The 17596-nt window shown below is 39.1% G+C and carries 10 protein-coding genes; all 10 read right to left on the reverse strand.

Features of this window, described 5'->3' with window-relative positions; genetic code table 11:
• Nucleotides 1–4: 4 nt before the first annotated feature.
• The 10 genes from ACX9YW_RS05945 to ACX9YW_RS05990 all read right to left on the reverse strand — a co-directional run bounded on the left by ACX9YW_RS05945 (nt 5) and on the right by ACX9YW_RS05990 (nt 17033).
• The gene (locus tag ACX9YW_RS05945; protein WP_460343305.1) at nt 5–1192 is read right to left on the reverse strand and encodes a glycosyltransferase family 4 protein; all 1188 of its coding nucleotides are present in this window, start codon (nt 1190–1192) and stop codon (nt 5–7) included.
• A gap of 22 nt (nt 1193–1214) precedes the next feature.
• Nucleotides 1215–2108, reverse strand: a complete 894-nt coding sequence (locus ACX9YW_RS05950; protein ID WP_460343308.1) for an NAD-dependent epimerase/dehydratase family protein — start codon at nt 2106–2108, stop codon at nt 1215–1217.
• A 10-nt stretch (nt 2109–2118) separates the two neighbouring features.
• The gene (locus tag ACX9YW_RS05955; protein ID WP_460343311.1) at nt 2119–2760 is read right to left on the reverse strand and encodes a sugar transferase; all 642 of its coding nucleotides are present in this window, start codon (nt 2758–2760) and stop codon (nt 2119–2121) included.
• Nucleotides 2761–2951: 191 nt separating this feature from the next.
• Nucleotides 2952–3845, reverse strand: coding sequence for a UTP--glucose-1-phosphate uridylyltransferase GalU (gene galU / locus ACX9YW_RS05960; RefSeq protein WP_460343314.1), 894 nt, complete (start codon nt 3843–3845; stop codon nt 2952–2954).
• 41 nt (nt 3846–3886) lie between these two features.
• The gene (locus tag ACX9YW_RS05965) at nt 3887–5713 is read right to left on the reverse strand and encodes a polysaccharide biosynthesis protein (RefSeq protein WP_460343316.1); all 1827 of its coding nucleotides are present in this window, start codon (nt 5711–5713) and stop codon (nt 3887–3889) included.
• Nucleotides 5714–6165: 452 nt separating this feature from the next.
• Nucleotides 6166–6939, reverse strand: coding sequence for a tyrosine-protein phosphatase (locus tag ACX9YW_RS05970; protein WP_460343319.1), 774 nt, complete (start codon nt 6937–6939; stop codon nt 6166–6168).
• Nucleotides 6940–7040: 101 nt separating this feature from the next.
• The gene (locus tag ACX9YW_RS05975) at nt 7041–7745 is read right to left on the reverse strand and encodes a CpsD/CapB family tyrosine-protein kinase (protein WP_460343321.1); all 705 of its coding nucleotides are present in this window, start codon (nt 7743–7745) and stop codon (nt 7041–7043) included.
• Nucleotides 7738–8478 carry a YveK family protein gene (locus ACX9YW_RS05980; RefSeq protein ID WP_460343323.1) on the reverse strand — a complete coding sequence of 247 codons (741 nt, stop codon included), beginning with the start codon at nt 8476–8478 and terminating at the stop codon, nt 7738–7740. The genes ACX9YW_RS05975 and ACX9YW_RS05980 overlap by 8 nt, the downstream gene beginning before the upstream one ends.
• 366 nt (nt 8479–8844) lie before the next feature.
• Nucleotides 8845–13398: an endonuclease gene (locus ACX9YW_RS05985; protein WP_460343326.1), complete on the reverse strand. Its 4554-nt coding sequence runs from the start codon at nt 13396–13398 to the stop codon at nt 8845–8847.
• A 167-nt stretch (nt 13399–13565) separates the two neighbouring features.
• A complete protein-coding gene (locus ACX9YW_RS05990; protein ID WP_460343329.1) occupies nt 13566–17033 on the reverse strand; it encodes a 5'-nucleotidase C-terminal domain-containing protein in 3468 nt (1155 codons plus the stop codon).
• Nucleotides 17034–17596 lie beyond the last annotated feature (563 nt).

Here is a 17596-nt window from a genome sequence, read left to right on the forward strand (position 1 = left end):
ATATTTAATCCTCCAATTTTAATAAACTATTTTCTAACACTAATAAAAATCTCTCTTTGCTAAAATTTTTTATATAGTAGTTATACGAGTTCTTGGCCATTTTTTCTTTATTTCCACTTTTGCAGAATTCCAATATAATATTTGCCAATCCTTTGTAATTTTCAGCCTCGCAACATAATCCACATTCTGATTCCTCTATAACGTGCTGTGTTTCACCATTTATGGCACCTAATATAGGTTTACCTCCTGCCATATAGGATTGAACTTTCCCAGGGAGAGTATATGAGAGAGTTTTATTATCCTTTAATGTAATTAACATGGCATCAGCTATGCTATAGTACATTGGCATCTCACTAATTGGCTTTCTCCCATAAAATATAACGTTATCTAGCAAAAGTTTATCGGTAAGTAACTTACATTCTTGTAACTTAGATCCGTCTCCAACAATATGAAAAACAATATTTGGGTAATCACGTAATTCATTTGCAGCTTTTATTATTGTATCTACACTTTGTATGTCACCAATATTCCCTGCAAAGACAAAATTATATTTATCCCCTTTTGGAGTTTGAATGGTCTCAGTAAATAAATCTTCAGCATACTGTGGAAGAAGGTTTATTTTTGGGGTATCTATATCGAAATTTTCTTTAAAGAAGTTAATAAACATACTCGAAGTAACTAAGATAGAATCAGCTGATTTATATATCCACTTTGAGACCCTCAAAAATATTTTATATACAACTGAATTTTCATTAATACCTCCAGCAGCTAAACTAGCTGGCCATAAATCAAGTGAATAAAGTAAAATCTTTTTATTATGTTTCATTTTATAAATTATCGCTGGAATTCCCATCATAACTGGTGAGAGTTGATTAACAAAAACGACATCGAATTTTTCCTTCATAAATAGCGACTTTAAGGAAGCTGAAAATGCAAAACTGAAATAATTTAGAAAAAGTTTAAATTTTCCACTACCCCGCCCAATTTCAAAACTTCTTATAATTTTTACGCCATTTAGTGTTTCATTTCTTTTTCTACCATTACGATACTCATTTGAAACTCTACCCTCAGGGTAATTTGGAAGTCCTGTTAAAACAGTTACATCATGACCTCTTTGAACTAAAGTCTCACATAAATCAGATATTCGAAAAGGCTCAGGATAGTAATATTGACAGACAACTAATATCTTCATTTTAACTCAAAGCCTCCCGATATTATTGGACAACCTTTATATATTCATTAATTTCTATTTTTAGCCCTTCCTCTAAGGATATAGGATTATAACCAAAATCGTCCATAGCAGCTTTATGAGAAAAGTTTCTATCCTCCGCCATCCTTTGAACTTTTTCAATATAGTCAATTCTCCCGATTGTAATTATTTTTAGGGTTTTTGCCATAATTAAACCTAATAATAATGGGACACTTAGAAAAGTTGTTTTCTTACCTAATAGTTGACTAATTAATTCTAATAATTCCTTCATTTTAACAGGTCTTTTACCAGATAAAATATAATCTCCAGTCATTATTTCAGACTTACTTAACAACTGATAATACGCTTTTCCTAGGTCTCTTCCGTTTACAGGTTGTAATAAGTTTTCACCTTGGTTTATTATTGGAAAAAGCCTTAACTTATCTACCATTTTTATAAAGACAATCATATTTTTATCATTGACATAACCATATATCATAGTTGGTCTTAAATAGATCACACCAATTGAAGATTTTTCCTTAATGATAATTTCGTTTAGTTTTTCTTCAATTCCCTTATATTCCTCAGATGCGCTTTTATATTTAGAATAAATACCAGTAGTATGGACTAATATTGCTCTTCGAACATTATTCTTGACAGCCGCATTCATTAATGTGACTGAGTAAAATATAGATGCGATATGGATAACAGTGTCAACACCTATCATGATTTGGTCCATAAATCCTTGGTCATCTAAATCCCCATATACCTTCTCTATATTCAGCCCACTTTTATCTAACAAGGTTGTGTCAGAACTTTCTCTCACAATACAACGAATAGGATCTTGATAATTATTATCAATGAGCTCCTGTAAGAAATATTTCCCACTATGACCTGTAATACCTGTAACTACTAGCATCTTTCCACCTCTACTTTTCTCGTAACTTTCTTTTCTCCCTTTTACCTACATTCTTCTTAGTAATAGTTCCAGTTCCACCTTCAACCACTCCATCACTTTTTAAGACACTTACAATAGTTCCAAGAAAGCATTTAACATCCATCAAAGGTCCGATTTTTTCAACATACTCTCCATCTAGTTTGGCTTTAACTTCTATCGGTAATTCATCTCTTCCGTTAATTTGCGCCCAACCAGTAAGTCCTGGAGAAATATTATTAGCACCATATTTATCACGCTCAGCTATTAGGTCATACTGATTCCACAATGCCGGCCTCGGCCCGATTATACTCATATCTCCTATAAATATATTCCAAATTTGAGGTAGCTCATCAAGAGATGTTTTTCTTAGAAATTTTCCAACCTTTGTAATATACCTTTCCGGGTCCTTAAGTAAATGTGTTGGCATGTCTTTAGGGGTATCAATCCTCATGGTACGAAACTTAAAAATATTAAAGTGGGTTTTATTTATTCCAATACGTTTTTGCTTAAACAAGACTGGACCAGATGATTCAACTTTAATAAAGAAAATAAGTATTAGAAAAAGAGGAGATAAAGCTATAAGTCCTATTAAAGATAGACCGATATCAATAATTCTCTTAAATTTGGAATACATATTATAATTACACTCCTTGAATTGTTAGTTAATTGGTTAGTCTCTAGTTTTAAAAAAGTTTATTTAAAAACTATTAACTAACTAATCATCCAACAAGTTACTAATTGAATAACACAGCCCCTTACCAAAAATAAATTTATCATGGAAAGGAGCTAATGTTAAAAAATTATTTAGGTATATGCCGTTTAGGTTTAAGCCTTAGTAAATAGTTCTGTATTATGGTTAATAATTTGTTTTAAGTACTCTAATAATTCTACGTTAATTTCTTTATTTTGTAAGGCAAACTCAATCGTAGTTTTAACAAACCCCAGCTTTTCCCCCACATCATAACGCTTGCCCTTAAAATCATATGCAAATACTCGTTGAATCTGATTCAACTTTTGGATTGCATCTGTTAACTGTATTTCTCCACCAGCACCTTTTTCTTGCTGGTCCAAAAACATAAATATCTCCGGTGTAAGAATATATCTACCCATAATAGCAAGATTTGATGGCGCCGTACCATATGCCGGCTTTTCTACAAAGTTATTAACTTGGTAACGACGACCTTCCTGAACGGAAGGATCAATAATTCCATAACGATTAGTTTCTTCATCAGAAACTGTCTGAACTCCAATAACAGAAGAAAGTGTCTCCTCATATTGGTTAATTAATTGTCTTAAGCAAGGAGTATCACTTTGTACAATGTCATCCCCGAGTAATACAGCAAACGGTTCATCCCCAATAAAGTTGCGTGCACACCACACAGCATGACCTAATCCCTTTGGTTCTTTCTGCCGTATATAATGAATATCAACAAGATTTGTTGAATATTGAACCTTATCCAACAGATCAAATTTACCCTTTTCAACTAAGTTTGCCTCTAATTCAGGAGCGAAGTCAAAATGATCCTCTATCGCACGCTTCCCTTTACCGGTAACGATAATAATATCCTCAATACCTGATGCTACTGCCTCTTCGACAATATATTGAATTGTTGGTTTATCAACAATCGGTAACATCTCCTTAGGCATCGCTTTTGTAGCTGGTAAAAATCTAGTACCTAAACCAGCAGCTGGTATAATCGCTTTACGAACTCTTTTCAAAATAATTCCTCCTTAAGATAAAAAATCAACTTCAAATAAAATCAATTATTACTAGCCAAAGCATAAGTCTTATTTTCTCTCCGATTCGCCAAATCCAATACATATCCCTTTAGCTCTTGAGAACTAAACTGTTCAAACCTATTAATTAGGTAATTAACCTCATCCTCTTGCTCAAACAAAGCCTTCCCAATAAATATCTTAGGAAACACCGCCTCAGGATGCACTTCCTTATCACCCAAAAGCTCCTCATACATCTTCTCCCCAGGCCTAATACCTGAGTATTTGATGCCAATCTCCTCAACAGAATAACCCGATAACTTAATAAGATTAACCGCAAGGTCAACAATCTTAACCGGCTCACCCATATCCAAAACAAAAATCTCCCCACCCCGAGCAAGGGATCCTGCCTGAATCACAAGCCGCGAGGCTTCCGGTATAGTCATAAAATACCTCGTCATTTCCGGATGCGTAACCGTAACGGGCCCCCCAGCCATAATCTGTTTCTTAAACAACGGAATAACCGACCCACGACTCCCCAACACATTCCCAAATCGAACAGCCACAAACTTAGTTTTACTAGCCTTATCAATCTGCTGAATAACCATTTCCGCTATTCGCTTCGTAGACCCCATTACATTCGTAGGATTAACCGCTTTATCTGACGAGATTAGTACAAACGTATCCACACCAAATGTGTCCGCCGCCTCCGCCACATTCTTAGTCCCAAACACATTATTCTTTACGGACTCCCGTGGATTATATTCCATTAATGGCACATGCTTATGCGCCGCAGCATGATAAACCACATCCGGCCGATGCTCCTCAAACACTTCAAACATCCGACTACGATCCTGAATATCCCCAATCACCGGAATTACCTCCACCGAAGGTGGAACAAGCTTGCGCAACTCCATATCAATCAAGTAAATTGAATTTTCCCCATGTCCCACAAGGACAATCTTCTTCGGATGGAACTGACAAATCTGCCGGCAAATCTCCGACCCGATCGAACCACCAGCCCCAGTCACTAGCACAGTTTTCCCAGAGACATACTCGGATATAGTCGTAATATCCAACTCCACCGGCTCGCGTCCAAGCAAATCCTCCACCTGAACCTCACGGAACTGATTCACCGAAACCTTCCCCGTCATTAAATCCTCGATTCTCGGGATAATCTGCGTCTTCACCTTTGTCTTCGAACACTCATTAAAAATTCGATTTAATTCCTGCTTCTTCAATGAAGGAATCGCAATAATAATACTCTCCACCTGAAACTTTTCAACGGTCTCAACAATATTACTTGAATCCCCTACAACAGGAAGTCCCAAAATATCCAACCGATGTTTCATAGGATCATCATCAATAAACGCAACCGGCTTTAAATCAACATCATGATTATTCAACAACTGGCGTGCCACCATCGTCCCGCCAGCTCCAGCTCCGATAATTAACACATGCTTTACATTCTTCTGATGGTTCATATACTGGTCACGAATTACTCTCCAAGAAAATCTCGAGCCACCAATAATAAGAACATGTAACATCCACGTTATCAACAAAGCCCTAACATAAATGTGGCCGAAGGCCAACTTCTGCATCATAACAGCCACAAAAATAGTCAAACTCACCGCTTTAACAATCGCAATTAATTCGCCTACACTAGCATATGCCCATGCTTTCTTGTAAAGCTTATAAAAAGAAGAAAAAACATGGTGTGAAACCAACAATGTTAATGCCGTCACTAATATCATTGGACTCTTCAATATCTGTAACTCTGGATATAACGTAAAAGTGCTTATGTACACAGCTGTCAGCACAATAATGGAATCTAAAATTACAAGTGAGGCAACCCTCTTTCCATATGTCACTATAAATCTCCCCCAATAAATAAGTGATAAAGCGGTTTTACCCAAAAATAAATATCTATTGAAAACACATGTGTTTACACATACTTTCAATAGATATTTAGTAGATTCTATTAAGTTGGGCCTTAAACCCACCCTCACACTATACTAACGACGACAAGCGTCTAAGGAAAAAGCCTTTTGGTTTCCCCACAGCACAGTCGAGTGCCTCCAGCGATAACGGATAGGAGACATTGCCGATCAGGATCTCCCTGAATTCTTAGATGTATAGAAAACATGATGTCCAGCAAAGATGATAAAAAAGAACTCATACGGTTAATGATGAGTCAGCCGAAATGCTGCAAGTCAAATAAAAATCAAGTAGTTTTAATTCTTCCCAACCGAAATGGTTGGGACTATATGACACATTAAGTCCGCAAAGGCATACCCAAATAAGGAGTTCAACAAAACCCCATCTAAAACAACCCCAAAACCCGCTTCCGCTTCACCCGCTCTGGAGCTTCCTTCCTAACACGTTTCCCCTCCACAGCTAACCGAGCATTCTCCGTGAAAAGGTTCACATAATCTTCTCCGAACTTCTTCTGCACCACATCCAACGCCTCTATCATCTTAAACCCACGTGAGGTCGTATTATGTGCATCGGATGCTATAAAATGAGCCAAATTCGCCTCTATCAACTGTAAAGAGAACTTCTTAATCGTCTTCCCGAAATGCCCACTCACACTAGAGGCGGTCACTTGGGTTAACGCTCCCTTCTTCACCAACTGATAAAGCACTTCAGGGTTCTCAATAATCTCCGAATTCCGCTCTGGATGAACGATAATAGGTAAATAGCCTTTCAACTGCATATCAAACAACAACTGCCCCGTATACCGGGGGACATGTCCTGATGGCAATTCCACTAAAACGTACTTCCGTTCACCATGCTGATTAATAATTCCGACTTCTCCATTAAGAAGACCATCAATCATCTCACCAAAAATCCTTGGCTCCTGTCCTGGAAGGACCGTAAGGTCGATGTTCTCAGCCTTTAGAGCCGCATTTAACTCCTCAACCTTCCGAAAAATCGTCTGATAATGGTTTTCATAGTTTTCATTTCGATGATGGGGAGTCGCTATGATAGTCGTAATTCCTTCCCTAACCGCCTGTTTAGCCATTTCGACACTTTCTGCTAAACGATCAGGTCCATCATCAACATTAGGCAAAATATGACAATGCAAATCTATCATTCTAGCACCCCTCCTTATTTCCCGGATTCCCAGTTAATTACCTATTAATAGTACCATATTACTAGGTCTTAAGAAAGGGGCGCAATTTGTCGAATGCTGTCTTATTTCCGACCGTAATAATAGTAATATTGGGATTCACTTGCTTTTTTCTGGTTTAACACGACACCAAGTAATTTCCCCTTCGAACTTAATAGCAATTCCTTCGCCTTCATCGCAGGTTCAATTTCCGTCTTTCCACTATTCACAACCAAAATTGTCCCATTACATTTATTAGCTAAAATCTGTGCATCCGTTACCGCCAATACCGGTGGCGTATCAAAAATGACAAGATCGTACTCTTCAACTGCATGTGCTAACAATTCCTCCATTGCCTGCGAACCTAATAACTCCGCTGGATTTGGTGGAATCGGTCCTGAAGTCAAAATAGATAAATGCTCGACTTCCGATTGATTCACGGCCTTTTCTAATGTCGACTGCTTCGTCAATACATTTGTTAATCCATTCACATTATCAACCTGAAACGTGTACTGTACAGTCGGTTTCCGTAAGTCCGCATCAATCAATAAAACCTTCTTCCCTTGCTGAGCAAACACCACCGCAAGGTTTGCAACCGTCGTTGATTTCCCTTCTGAAGGACCCGAAGAAGTCACCAACAATGTTCGAATCGACTCATCTACCGAAGAAAACTCAATATTCGTCCGAATCGTTCTGTATTGCTCTGAAATCGCCGCCCTTGGAGAATGGAAGGTAATCAAGCTACGTTCATTTTTGCTAATTGTTTTCTTTTTTCTACCGAAGTTAAACACCAACCGACTCTCCCTTCACATGCTGACTAGTGCCATATGTCAATAATGACTTATCCTTCTCACCAATCGTATTAATCGCACCTAATACTGGTAATCCTAACACCTTTTCAACATCCATCTCATTTTTTATCGTATTATCCAAATACTCTAAAAGAAATGACAAACCAACCCCAGCCATTAAACCAACAACTAAAGCAATGGCAATATTCAACAATGGCTTCGGTTTAATTGGAGTAGGATTTTCCTTTGTTTTCGCTTTTGCTAGAATACTAACATTATCGACTCTCATAATATTGACAATCTCTTGTTGAAACACAGATGCCACAGTATTGGCAATATCCTCTGCTACATACGGGTCTGGATCTTCAACGGAAATATTTAACACCTGTGAGTCCTTTTCACTACCAACCATAATTTTGGAGTTAAGCGTTTCACCAGAGATACCCATATCTAATGATTGCGCAACTTTATCGAGTATTGCAGGGCTCTTAATAATAACGCTATAAGTATTTATTAACTGAAGATTCGTCTGAATTTCGCTTGGATTATAGAAAAGTTGCTCACTTTTCTCCTGATTAACCAACAGTTGTGTCTTCGCTGAATAAATCGGCGTCAATACATAAAAGCTGATAATTCCACTTGCTAATGTCGCCACCACCGCAATCGAAATGATCAACCATATTCTTTTCCTTAATGTATAGAACAATTCCCTTAAACTAATCGTCTCTTCCATTAGAGTTCCTCCAACTTTGTTCATATTTCTGTCGCTAATTATATCACAGGAAATTCAGTTTTTTGTGGCTTTTCGACATTTTTTTTTAGGAAGTTTTTTGGAAATTGTCTTGTTTTGGTGAAAATAGTCAGATGAATAGGCACAAAGACTCATATCTATTTAGGACTAAAACACTATCTCATCATCTAGCATGAATGTAATGATTTAGGAACTACTATTTTTTTACTATTACTTATTGATTTTTCACCACTGTTTTTGTTATCGCTACTAACGCTAACTATAATAGAAGAAACTCGGAACAAAAATTTCAACCTGCCAAAATCAAAAAAGCCTGCCCCGAAATGGGACAGGTATCTGCTAATCTATTTAACTAGCCTTCCAAATCAATTCCACCCATTCCGGATGATCAATAAACGGATTGCGGTTTCCTTGAATTTCTTGAATTCGGTTATTACGTCTTATTTCAAACGCATCAGGTGGATCTTGTTTATGCCATTTTAATAATGTGGATAATTTTCCATGATAAGGAGTTGGGTAGGTGTTTACTTTGTCCGCTAACTCCAGGTCAATCTCCCCATTACCTTCGTAACGTACCGCCATGTACATCAACATGCGCGCTACATCACCTTTCACACGATCAGGTGGCTCAAAGGAATCTCCATCATAGAAACAGCCGACACACTCTCCTTGTGGTTTACCACCCTCATCGAAATCTAAATGACCACGAGTGCTGTTGACTGATGCATCCGTTGGACGTAGGTGATGAATATCTGTCCCCGGTCCAACCGAAGTCCCAAAGTTACCGTGGGATTTCGCCCAAACGTGCTCACGGTTCCAGTCATTTACCCCTGAACCGAAAGTGGTTTTCGCTTGGGAGCGGCCCGTATAAAGCAAAATCACGTTGTTTGTATTATTCGGATCTTCATCGGTAATTTTTAGTGCCTCTGTTACCGCAGCGTAAGTTAATTTCTTTTGCACCTTAATAATGGTATGCAAAGACGCCTTCAACTCGGGACCAGTTTTACCAACCGCCGTTGCATAATAGGCATCAACATCTGTCCCTCCTGGAGGGTTCGTACCTGCTGCTGTGACCGTTAACGTAAATGTTTGCGATACCGATAGTTTCCCATCTGTTGCCGTAACGGTTACAGTTGTAACCCCTTCGTTTGCTGCTGTAAAGGTTAAAATTGCGCCTTGTAGGTCACCAAATGTTGATGTAAACGTAAGTGTATCACCATTTGGATCAGCAAAGAAGTTGTTCAGGTCGAATGAAAAACCTGAGCCCTTTTGCACGGTTGTGTTCGGTAGAACCGCTTTTACATAAGGAGCCCCGTTTGGAGTGGAAACAAAAGGAGAAGTAAGAACTTCTCCTCCTACGTTTGTTATTTTGATGTTAGACGTATCGACGCCATCACGCACTGTCCACTTCTGTACATTTTCTGCACCGCGGATTTGGCTAATATTAGCGTTTTCAATGATAACTTCCTTCACAGCGATACCACTTAAGTCAATAATAGCTCCTGGAGCTTTTGGACTTATCACGACCACTGTGTTTGTTAAACCAGCGCCATCTAATTTCGCATAAGCACCTTGTAACACGATGCCTTCGGTAATCACAGAAGTTGTATCAACAGATACGATGGCTCCTTCATGAGAAATCGTTAATTTCTTTGTCTTGAAGCCTTTTAAGTTATATGTCTTTGTACCTGTAGGTGGTGTTACTGGAGGTAACACTTCGGTACCTTTCAATGACGTTTGGATAATCACTGGGTCATGGTCAGATGCACGGCCGTGAACTTCCATGAAACCAGAGTTAATGTTAACGATGTCAACTTTTGTGTTAGCAAACATGTTGTTTGTGACTAATACATGATCAAGTACTTGCGCGTTACCTTGGTAAGAGTAGTTGTAACGCTCTGCCGCAGGAACGTGGTCGATCATGTTGGTCATTTCATTGCCTTTAGCAATCGTTAATGTTTGCGTGAATTCGAAGTCGTTGAAGTCCCCTAATTGAACCACGTTCGCTTTTGGATTCTTCGTCTTAATGTCTTTCACGAATGCATTGGTAATCGCTGCAATCTTATGACGTTGAATTTCACTGCTTAGTACTGGCGGTTGGTTTTTACCCATTAAAGGTTGGTCGCCGCCCTTAGAGTTGAAGTGATTCGCAATCACAATAATACTTTCGCCTTGGAAATCAAACTGTGCCGCCAATGGCTTACGGCTTGATTTAAACGCATCGTTCGTTGGATCGATACGTCCAGGGTTTAACGTTAACTTGCCATTTTGATAGCCAACTGATTGAGTTGCTGTTCCTTTAGGTGCTCCAGTTGTTAACGAAACGCGATCTTTATTATAAAGGAATGCAACGCGAATGTTTCCGCCCGGTGCTCCACCGTCCGTATTGTTTTGTGGGGCAATTTCCACATAAGCATACGTTGGGCCGCTTAATGCTTTAACTGCATCAATAATCTTCTGAGCACTTTGCGAACCATCAACTGTGCCGCTATCTGTTTCGCCGTCATTATCTTGAACTTCGTTTAAGCCGATAATGTCAGGACTCTTCATTTTGTTTACAATTGCATCAGCAATTTTGCTCACCTTATCAGCAGGTGTCTTCGTTGAGAAGTTCTCTACGTTATACGTCGCAATCGTTAGCTTATCTGCCGCCGGAACGATTGATGTTGGTTCACGAAGAATTGGTGTTTCTGTTAATTTCGGAAGCGTCGACTCCTGTGCCATTAACTTGTAGTTACTATAACCGTAATGGATAACCCCTTTAATCGCACCTGTGTAATAGTCACCCATTTTCGCACGGTAGTTTTTGTTCGCTGTTGAACCGTTACGAACATCGACACCAATACGATCTGGATTAGAGTTATCTGCTGTAATACGTAAGCCACCTGGATGTACATTAGTCGAATGATTTCCAGGTACTACCCACACTAAGCCGTCCTTTTGCAAGGCGATAACTTTCGCATCGTTCACCTGAACATACATACCTTCAATACTTTCCCAGAAGTCGATTGCATCTTCTTCAGGATCAAACTTTGTAAATGAGTCATTGTCAATAACCTTGTCTGGAGCGATTCTGTCTACGCCCAAGATAATTGGTGCAGGTAGTGGCGCTGTACCAATTTTTGTAATCGTTGAAGCTGAGATTTGTGTTGCTGCTAAATCCGTGTCTGCTTTTTCTGCATAACCTTCGCCAACGAATTCAGAAACGGTACCTGTTACTTTCACATGGTCCCCAATTTGCATGCCGTGGTTAGATTTGAATACTTGAATACCATCAGACGTATTGTCATTATCGTCACCTTCAAGGTCTTGCATGAAGAAACGGCTTGTTCCATCGATGTAAGTAACAACCCCTTCTACATCACTAACTGTTTTACCAGCTAGAGGAGAAGTATGGCTTTCGCCTTGGATGTCGTAAATATGAATTGCACCATCTTGGATGATGTAAGTAAATGTCGAAACCACACTGTTTGTCATGCCAGGTTTTACTGCGATCGCTTTAATCGTCATACCTTTGTTGATGGTAATCGGATTGTTGAACACAGGGCTAGCTGTTGTAGGCTCGCTGCCGTCCACTGTATAGTGAATGGTTGCCCCAGTTGTACCTGTTGCTAATGATACTTCAGTACCTGCTTTAACCATACCGGCACCAGGAGTTGCCACAACTGTTTGAACCACTGTTGTATCCTGAACGATATCGCCTTCGTTACGTGGAAGTAATTGTTGCTTATTATTAAATGCTCCGTTCACACCGGTAATTTCATCATAGGTTTGCCCTAATGCTAACATCGTCGAACTTGGTGGACGGATATCAAAAGGCGTTCCTGCTTCGTCCGTGGACGCAAAATTACCACCAGAGACTGTTCCAACAGTAACCTTTTTAATTTTAACCAACATACCTTCATTTTCATCAGTCAGTTGATTTGCTGTGATAACCTCAGGAGCTGGAACCGCTACTGTGTCAAGAATTTCAATTTGATCATGGTTTGCTTCAATTTCAAGTAATCCTGAGTATTCCGTTAATTTTCCAGACACACGGATTTTATGCCCAGGGAAAATCGTAGTGCTATCCGTTGGCGTGTAAGCCACTAGACCAGCTGTCGCGTCTTGGAAGTAGATCGCACGACCAAGAACGGCTGTAACTACCCCAGTCGTTTGTACTTGTGATTGTAATGCCATTACGCGAACTGCCGCGATTGAACTTTCAGTTAAAATGCTGTAGCTGAAAGTAGCGATGTCGCTGCTGTCTAAACCAGTTTTTGTACCGATTGCTTTAATGGTTTTTGCTGCGTCAATCGTAATTGGCGCTGTGTACTTCGTGCTTGCTGTTGATGGGTTTGTGCCATCAGTTGTGTAGTATATGTCAGCACCAGCTGTTGTTGTTGCTAACGCTACTTTTGTACCCGCTGCTACTGCACCTGCTGCTGGAGTAGCAGTAATGGCTTCAACTTTTGTAGGGTTAGGATTTGTTGCTCCAACAAAATCCATCGCTGAGACATTCTTTAACCCTGGCATAGAGTTATATGCCATTAAGTCACCAGTAATACGAACCTTTTTACCGATGTTAGTAGGGTTCGTTTGTAAACCATGAGTAGGTCTAAATGATGCTGGAATTTGAACGTTAAGCATTTTTGCTTTATTTGTTTCCGTCGCTAAATCAGCGATTGAATAGTTAAAATCACTATTAAATTTTGAAGGGTCTTGCGTAATCGCATTACTTCCTGTCGCAAACGCAACAATATATCCTTCCACTGTCGCATTTCCCGAGTTGTTAGCAATTGCTTGATCGACTGTTATCGCATCTGCTGCTTTCGAAACAAGTTGAAACGGAGTAAACATACTTACGATTAACGCAAATATTAATCCAATATTAAAAACTACCCTTTTCGTTTTCCTCGACAAGATTGGTGCACCACCGTTCGGTTTGATTTTTATAGAAAAAAGCAAGCTTGCTTTTAGGGTTTGGTTGAACGGGTGGCCAATCGGTCACCACATTCCACAATTTCCCAAATAAACTTTGAGATAGTAAATCCTCCTAGCACCACTAGAAGGATTTACTACAAATTTACTTATTCAAAAATGGTGTCGCCGTCTACTTCAACGTTGTTTAATTCAACGCCGTTGTTGCCTTTTAATGTTAGGTTTCCTGTTACATGGGCATATTCAAGCTTCGTGACACCTGTTACGTCTACCAAAATATTGCCTGTGTGAACTTTAATGTTATCAACTGTTCCACTGAAGTTAGCTGCTGTAACAACTGTTGGAGCAACGTTCACGATACGTCCTTCTACAGAAGGGTTAATAATTTTGTTTGGTTGTGCAGAGATGTGGTCTAGGAACATTTCCCAGTCTACGAATCCTGGCTCACTTACGCGACCTTCCGTATAAGCTTTACCAAACATAGTGAATCCGTCTCCACCTTTAGCAGTGAATACGTTTGTTGCGACAAAGTAGTTCTTGTTTACATCTAATGCTGTGTAGCTTCCGTCTTTACCTTTTACTTGGATGCTGACAATCTTCTGACCAACTGGTTTAGTACTGTCATATTGAACTTTTAAGCCTGAAACTTGTAGGAATCCACCAAATGCAGTTAATGGTGCATCTTTTACTGCGTATTCAAGAGCTTCTTTCAGTTCAGAACCTTTAAGGTTCATGATTCCTAGAGAGTTACCAAATGGTAATACTTGGAATACATTAGCAAGTGTTACGTCACCTGCTTTTAATGTTGTACGTACACCACCACCGTTTTGAACAGCGATTAATGTATCTGGATTGATTGTTTGAGCTTTTGCAAGCATACCGTCAGCAATGAAGTTACCTAAGTTTGTTTCACCCACACGTGCTGGAGGATTTCCACCAACTAGGTCAACCGCTGCTGTACCAACTACCGTTTTTTCTTTAGCTGTAATGGTTGGCTTATACTTTGTATTTAAGATTTCTAATGTTGCTGGGTCTTCTGTGTATTTAGTGATGTCTAATAGGCTACCAGACGTTTCATCTATGATTACTTTTCCTGCCTCATCAAATGTTACGTTTAATGTTCCTAAGAACTTATTGTATTCATTTGCTTGAACGATAACAGTCGGCTCTTCACCTGTTCTATCGAATACAGGCTTATCCAGTTTTGTATGTGTATGTCCACCTACGATTACGTCGATACCTTCAACTTGTTTCGCTAACTCAAGGTCATTGTCCCAAGTTAAAGAATCATCGTATCCGATATGTGTTAAGGCAACGATTTTGTTAATGCCTAAAGCTTTGAATGCATCAACTGATTTTTGTGCTTCTACTAGGTAGTCTTCAAATACTACACCAGCACCTGGGCTTGAAATAGTTGGTGTTTCAGCTGTTGTTAATCCGAAGATACCAATCTTCTCACCGTTTATTTCTTTCACGATACCGTTGTAGATTTGACCGCCTTCAGGAGTAGCTGTCATGTTGTCATGGAAGTATGGGTTTAAGTTCGTATCGTTTGTAAAGTTTACGTTTGCAGAAACGAATGGGAATTGTGCACCTTTAACAAAGTTTGCTAAAAGAGCTGTACCCATATCAAATTCATGGTTACCAAATGTCATAGCATCGTATTTTGCAAGGTTCATAAACTCTAAATCTGCTAAACCTTTATATTCGTTGAAATATAAAGTACCAGTTAAAACGTCCCCTGCATCTAATAATAATGCGTCTGGATGATCAGCACGAACACTCTTGATTGCTGTCATTCTCTTCGCAACGTTAATATTGTTTGTTGCATTGTCAACGTTCGCATGCGTGTCATTTGTGTGCATGATCGATAAGTTGAACTTGCTAACTTCACCCACTAATGGGATGTCAAATGTCGTTGGACCATTTACTGTAAATTCTTTGTTTAACTCATACCATTTGCTTTCTGCACCTAACCAAATTCCTTCAAGTACATAAGTACCTTTTGGTAAATGAACTCCATAGTTACCTGTTGCATCTGTCTTAGCTGCATACCAGTTTGGTTGCTCATCTTTTGTACGTACACTGAATTCGATATTGCCTAGTGCATTGCCATTCTTCGTTAATTTACCAGTTACAAGCGGGTTAACAGAGTCTCTTACAACGTCAATATTAACTTGAGTTGCTGTAGCACCTGCTGTAAACGCTGTTTGTGTTTCATACCATTTTGCTTCCCCAGCAACCCAAATACCTTCGATGAAATATTCGCCACTTGGTAATCTTAGGCTAAAGTTACCAGATGCATCTGTTGTCACCGCGTACCATTTTGCAGGAAGTTCCACTGTGCGAATTGCAAATACTTGATTCGCTAATTTCGCCGTACCTTTAGAAAGTGTTCCAGTCACGTTGTCATTGTAAACAGACGCGATATCCACTACTAATTCAGCACCGTCTAACTTACCAGCCGTTACTGTGAATACTTGATTTAATTCATACCATTTCCCTTTTGCATCATCCCAAATACCATCGATTTGGTAGCTTCCATTAGGAAGTGTTAACGCAAATTTACCGTTTCTATCTGTTCTAACTGCATACCAATCTCCAGTTGTACTATGTAAACTGAATGTTAGGTGAGCAAGTGGTGTAGCACCATTTTGTGCTTTACCAACAACATTATTGTCAGCAGTTGGTACATCATATTCTAATGCTTCGATTGTTAATTCTTTCAAACCATTCTCTAAACCATTTGTTAGCGTGAACGTTTTATTGAGAGGGTACCAAGTTGGCGCTACCCAAAGACCTGCAAGATTGTAAGTTCCATCAGCAAGACCGTGTTCGAACACACCATTTGCATCAGAATGAATGTCAGACCATTCACCTGTTGTCGTTTCTTTCACACTGAAAGTAAGATTTGTTAATGGTTGCCCATTTAATGTAACCTTTCCTTGACCAGGTACTGCGTTTGGATCTGGTTGTGGTTCGGTTGGAGTTGTTGGGATAGCTGTACCTTTGAATTCGATCAATCCGATACGGCTAGTTCCACCACTCGCAATGTCTCCAGTATTGCTAGCAGCTTTTTCAGATGTTTTAATCCATCTTACATAAACTACATCTTTATCTTTTGTTTCACTTGGTAAAGCAACATCTGTTAGGATTCCAGAAGCAAATGTCCAGCTATCTTTCGTCGCAACTGTAGATCCAGGTACATCTGTCCAAGTAGTATTATCTAAGCTGTATTGAACCTTGAAATCTCTCGGTCCAGTGGTAGAACTGTATTGCTTTGATGATAGTGTGATATTTTCATATCCTTTAGTTGAGACTGGTACAGCCCAATACGATGGGTTCGCAGTCCAATTTGAAGCGTTTGGAACAGTAACTCCTGACTGTGGCCCGCCGCTATAAGTGAGACTTGCAGGACCAACATAAGATAATGCCTTTTCTTTATTTGCATCTTTTGCAGTGGTTGGTACAAGTTTGTTTGTACCACTAAAATCCCACTTTGCTAGCGATACCGGCGCCGTGTTTGCGCTTACATTGGGAGCAACCATTGCTAACAACAAAATTGCTGTCAGGACAACGCTGATCCATTTTTTTGACCTTTGGAAAATCTTAGCCAAGATTTTTCCCTCCATTTCTTAATTGTTTTTTACCATAATTGAAAGACGAACGAACAATTAGATCGCTTAGAAAGTTTTTCCAATTGTCTGACATCCAACCTCACTTTCGAAAAAAAAATAAGAACTGTTTCCATTTTAGCTAATATTCTACTAAATTACCATATCTATTTGTGTAAATCTTTCGTAAAGAGTAAAAATTCTAGGAAATTAGTACTATACCAAATTATGGTAGTATTTTCACGTGAATTCTGGCCTTGGCGAATGCTAGATGGCTGTTGAAAGTTGGACATATCGGGACAAAGTCGGGCATATCGGGACAAATTTGGTCATATGTATCGAAAAGTTGGGCATATATTTTCAAAGTTGGAAATAAGTCCTGAAAAGTTGGAAATAAAATTTTTTAGTTGGACATAAGTGACAAAAGTCGGGCATATCTGCTAAAAGTTGGGCATATCCTGCAAGCTCCCTTTAACAAAAGAAATGGTTTTACTAAAAAATGCTCATTAATCTTGAAAACCTGTTCAAAAACTAGCAAAAAATCAAAAAATGCTACCTTTTTCAAC

The organism is Pseudoneobacillus rhizolycopersici (assembly GCF_054786815.1).

What these genes read in the sequence shown, in the direction of transcription:
- ACX9YW_RS05945 (WP_460343305.1), bottom strand. Translation starts at nt 1,192, where the DNA reads ATGAAGATATTAGTTGTCTGTCAATATTACTATCCTGAGCCTTTTCGA.
- ACX9YW_RS05950 (WP_460343308.1), bottom strand. Translation starts at nt 2,108, where the DNA reads ATGCTAGTAGTTACAGGTATTACAGGTCATAGTGGGAAATATTTCTTA.
- ACX9YW_RS05955 (WP_460343311.1), bottom strand. Translation starts at nt 2,760, where the DNA reads ATGTATTCCAAATTTAAGAGAATTATTGATATCGGTCTATCTTTAATA.
- ACX9YW_RS05970 (WP_460343319.1), bottom strand. Translation starts at nt 6,939, where the DNA reads ATGATAGATTTGCATTGTCATATTTTGCCTAATGTTGATGATGGACCT.
- ACX9YW_RS05980 (WP_460343323.1), bottom strand. Translation starts at nt 8,478, where the DNA reads ATGGAAGAGACGATTAGTTTAAGGGAATTGTTCTATACATTAAGGAAA.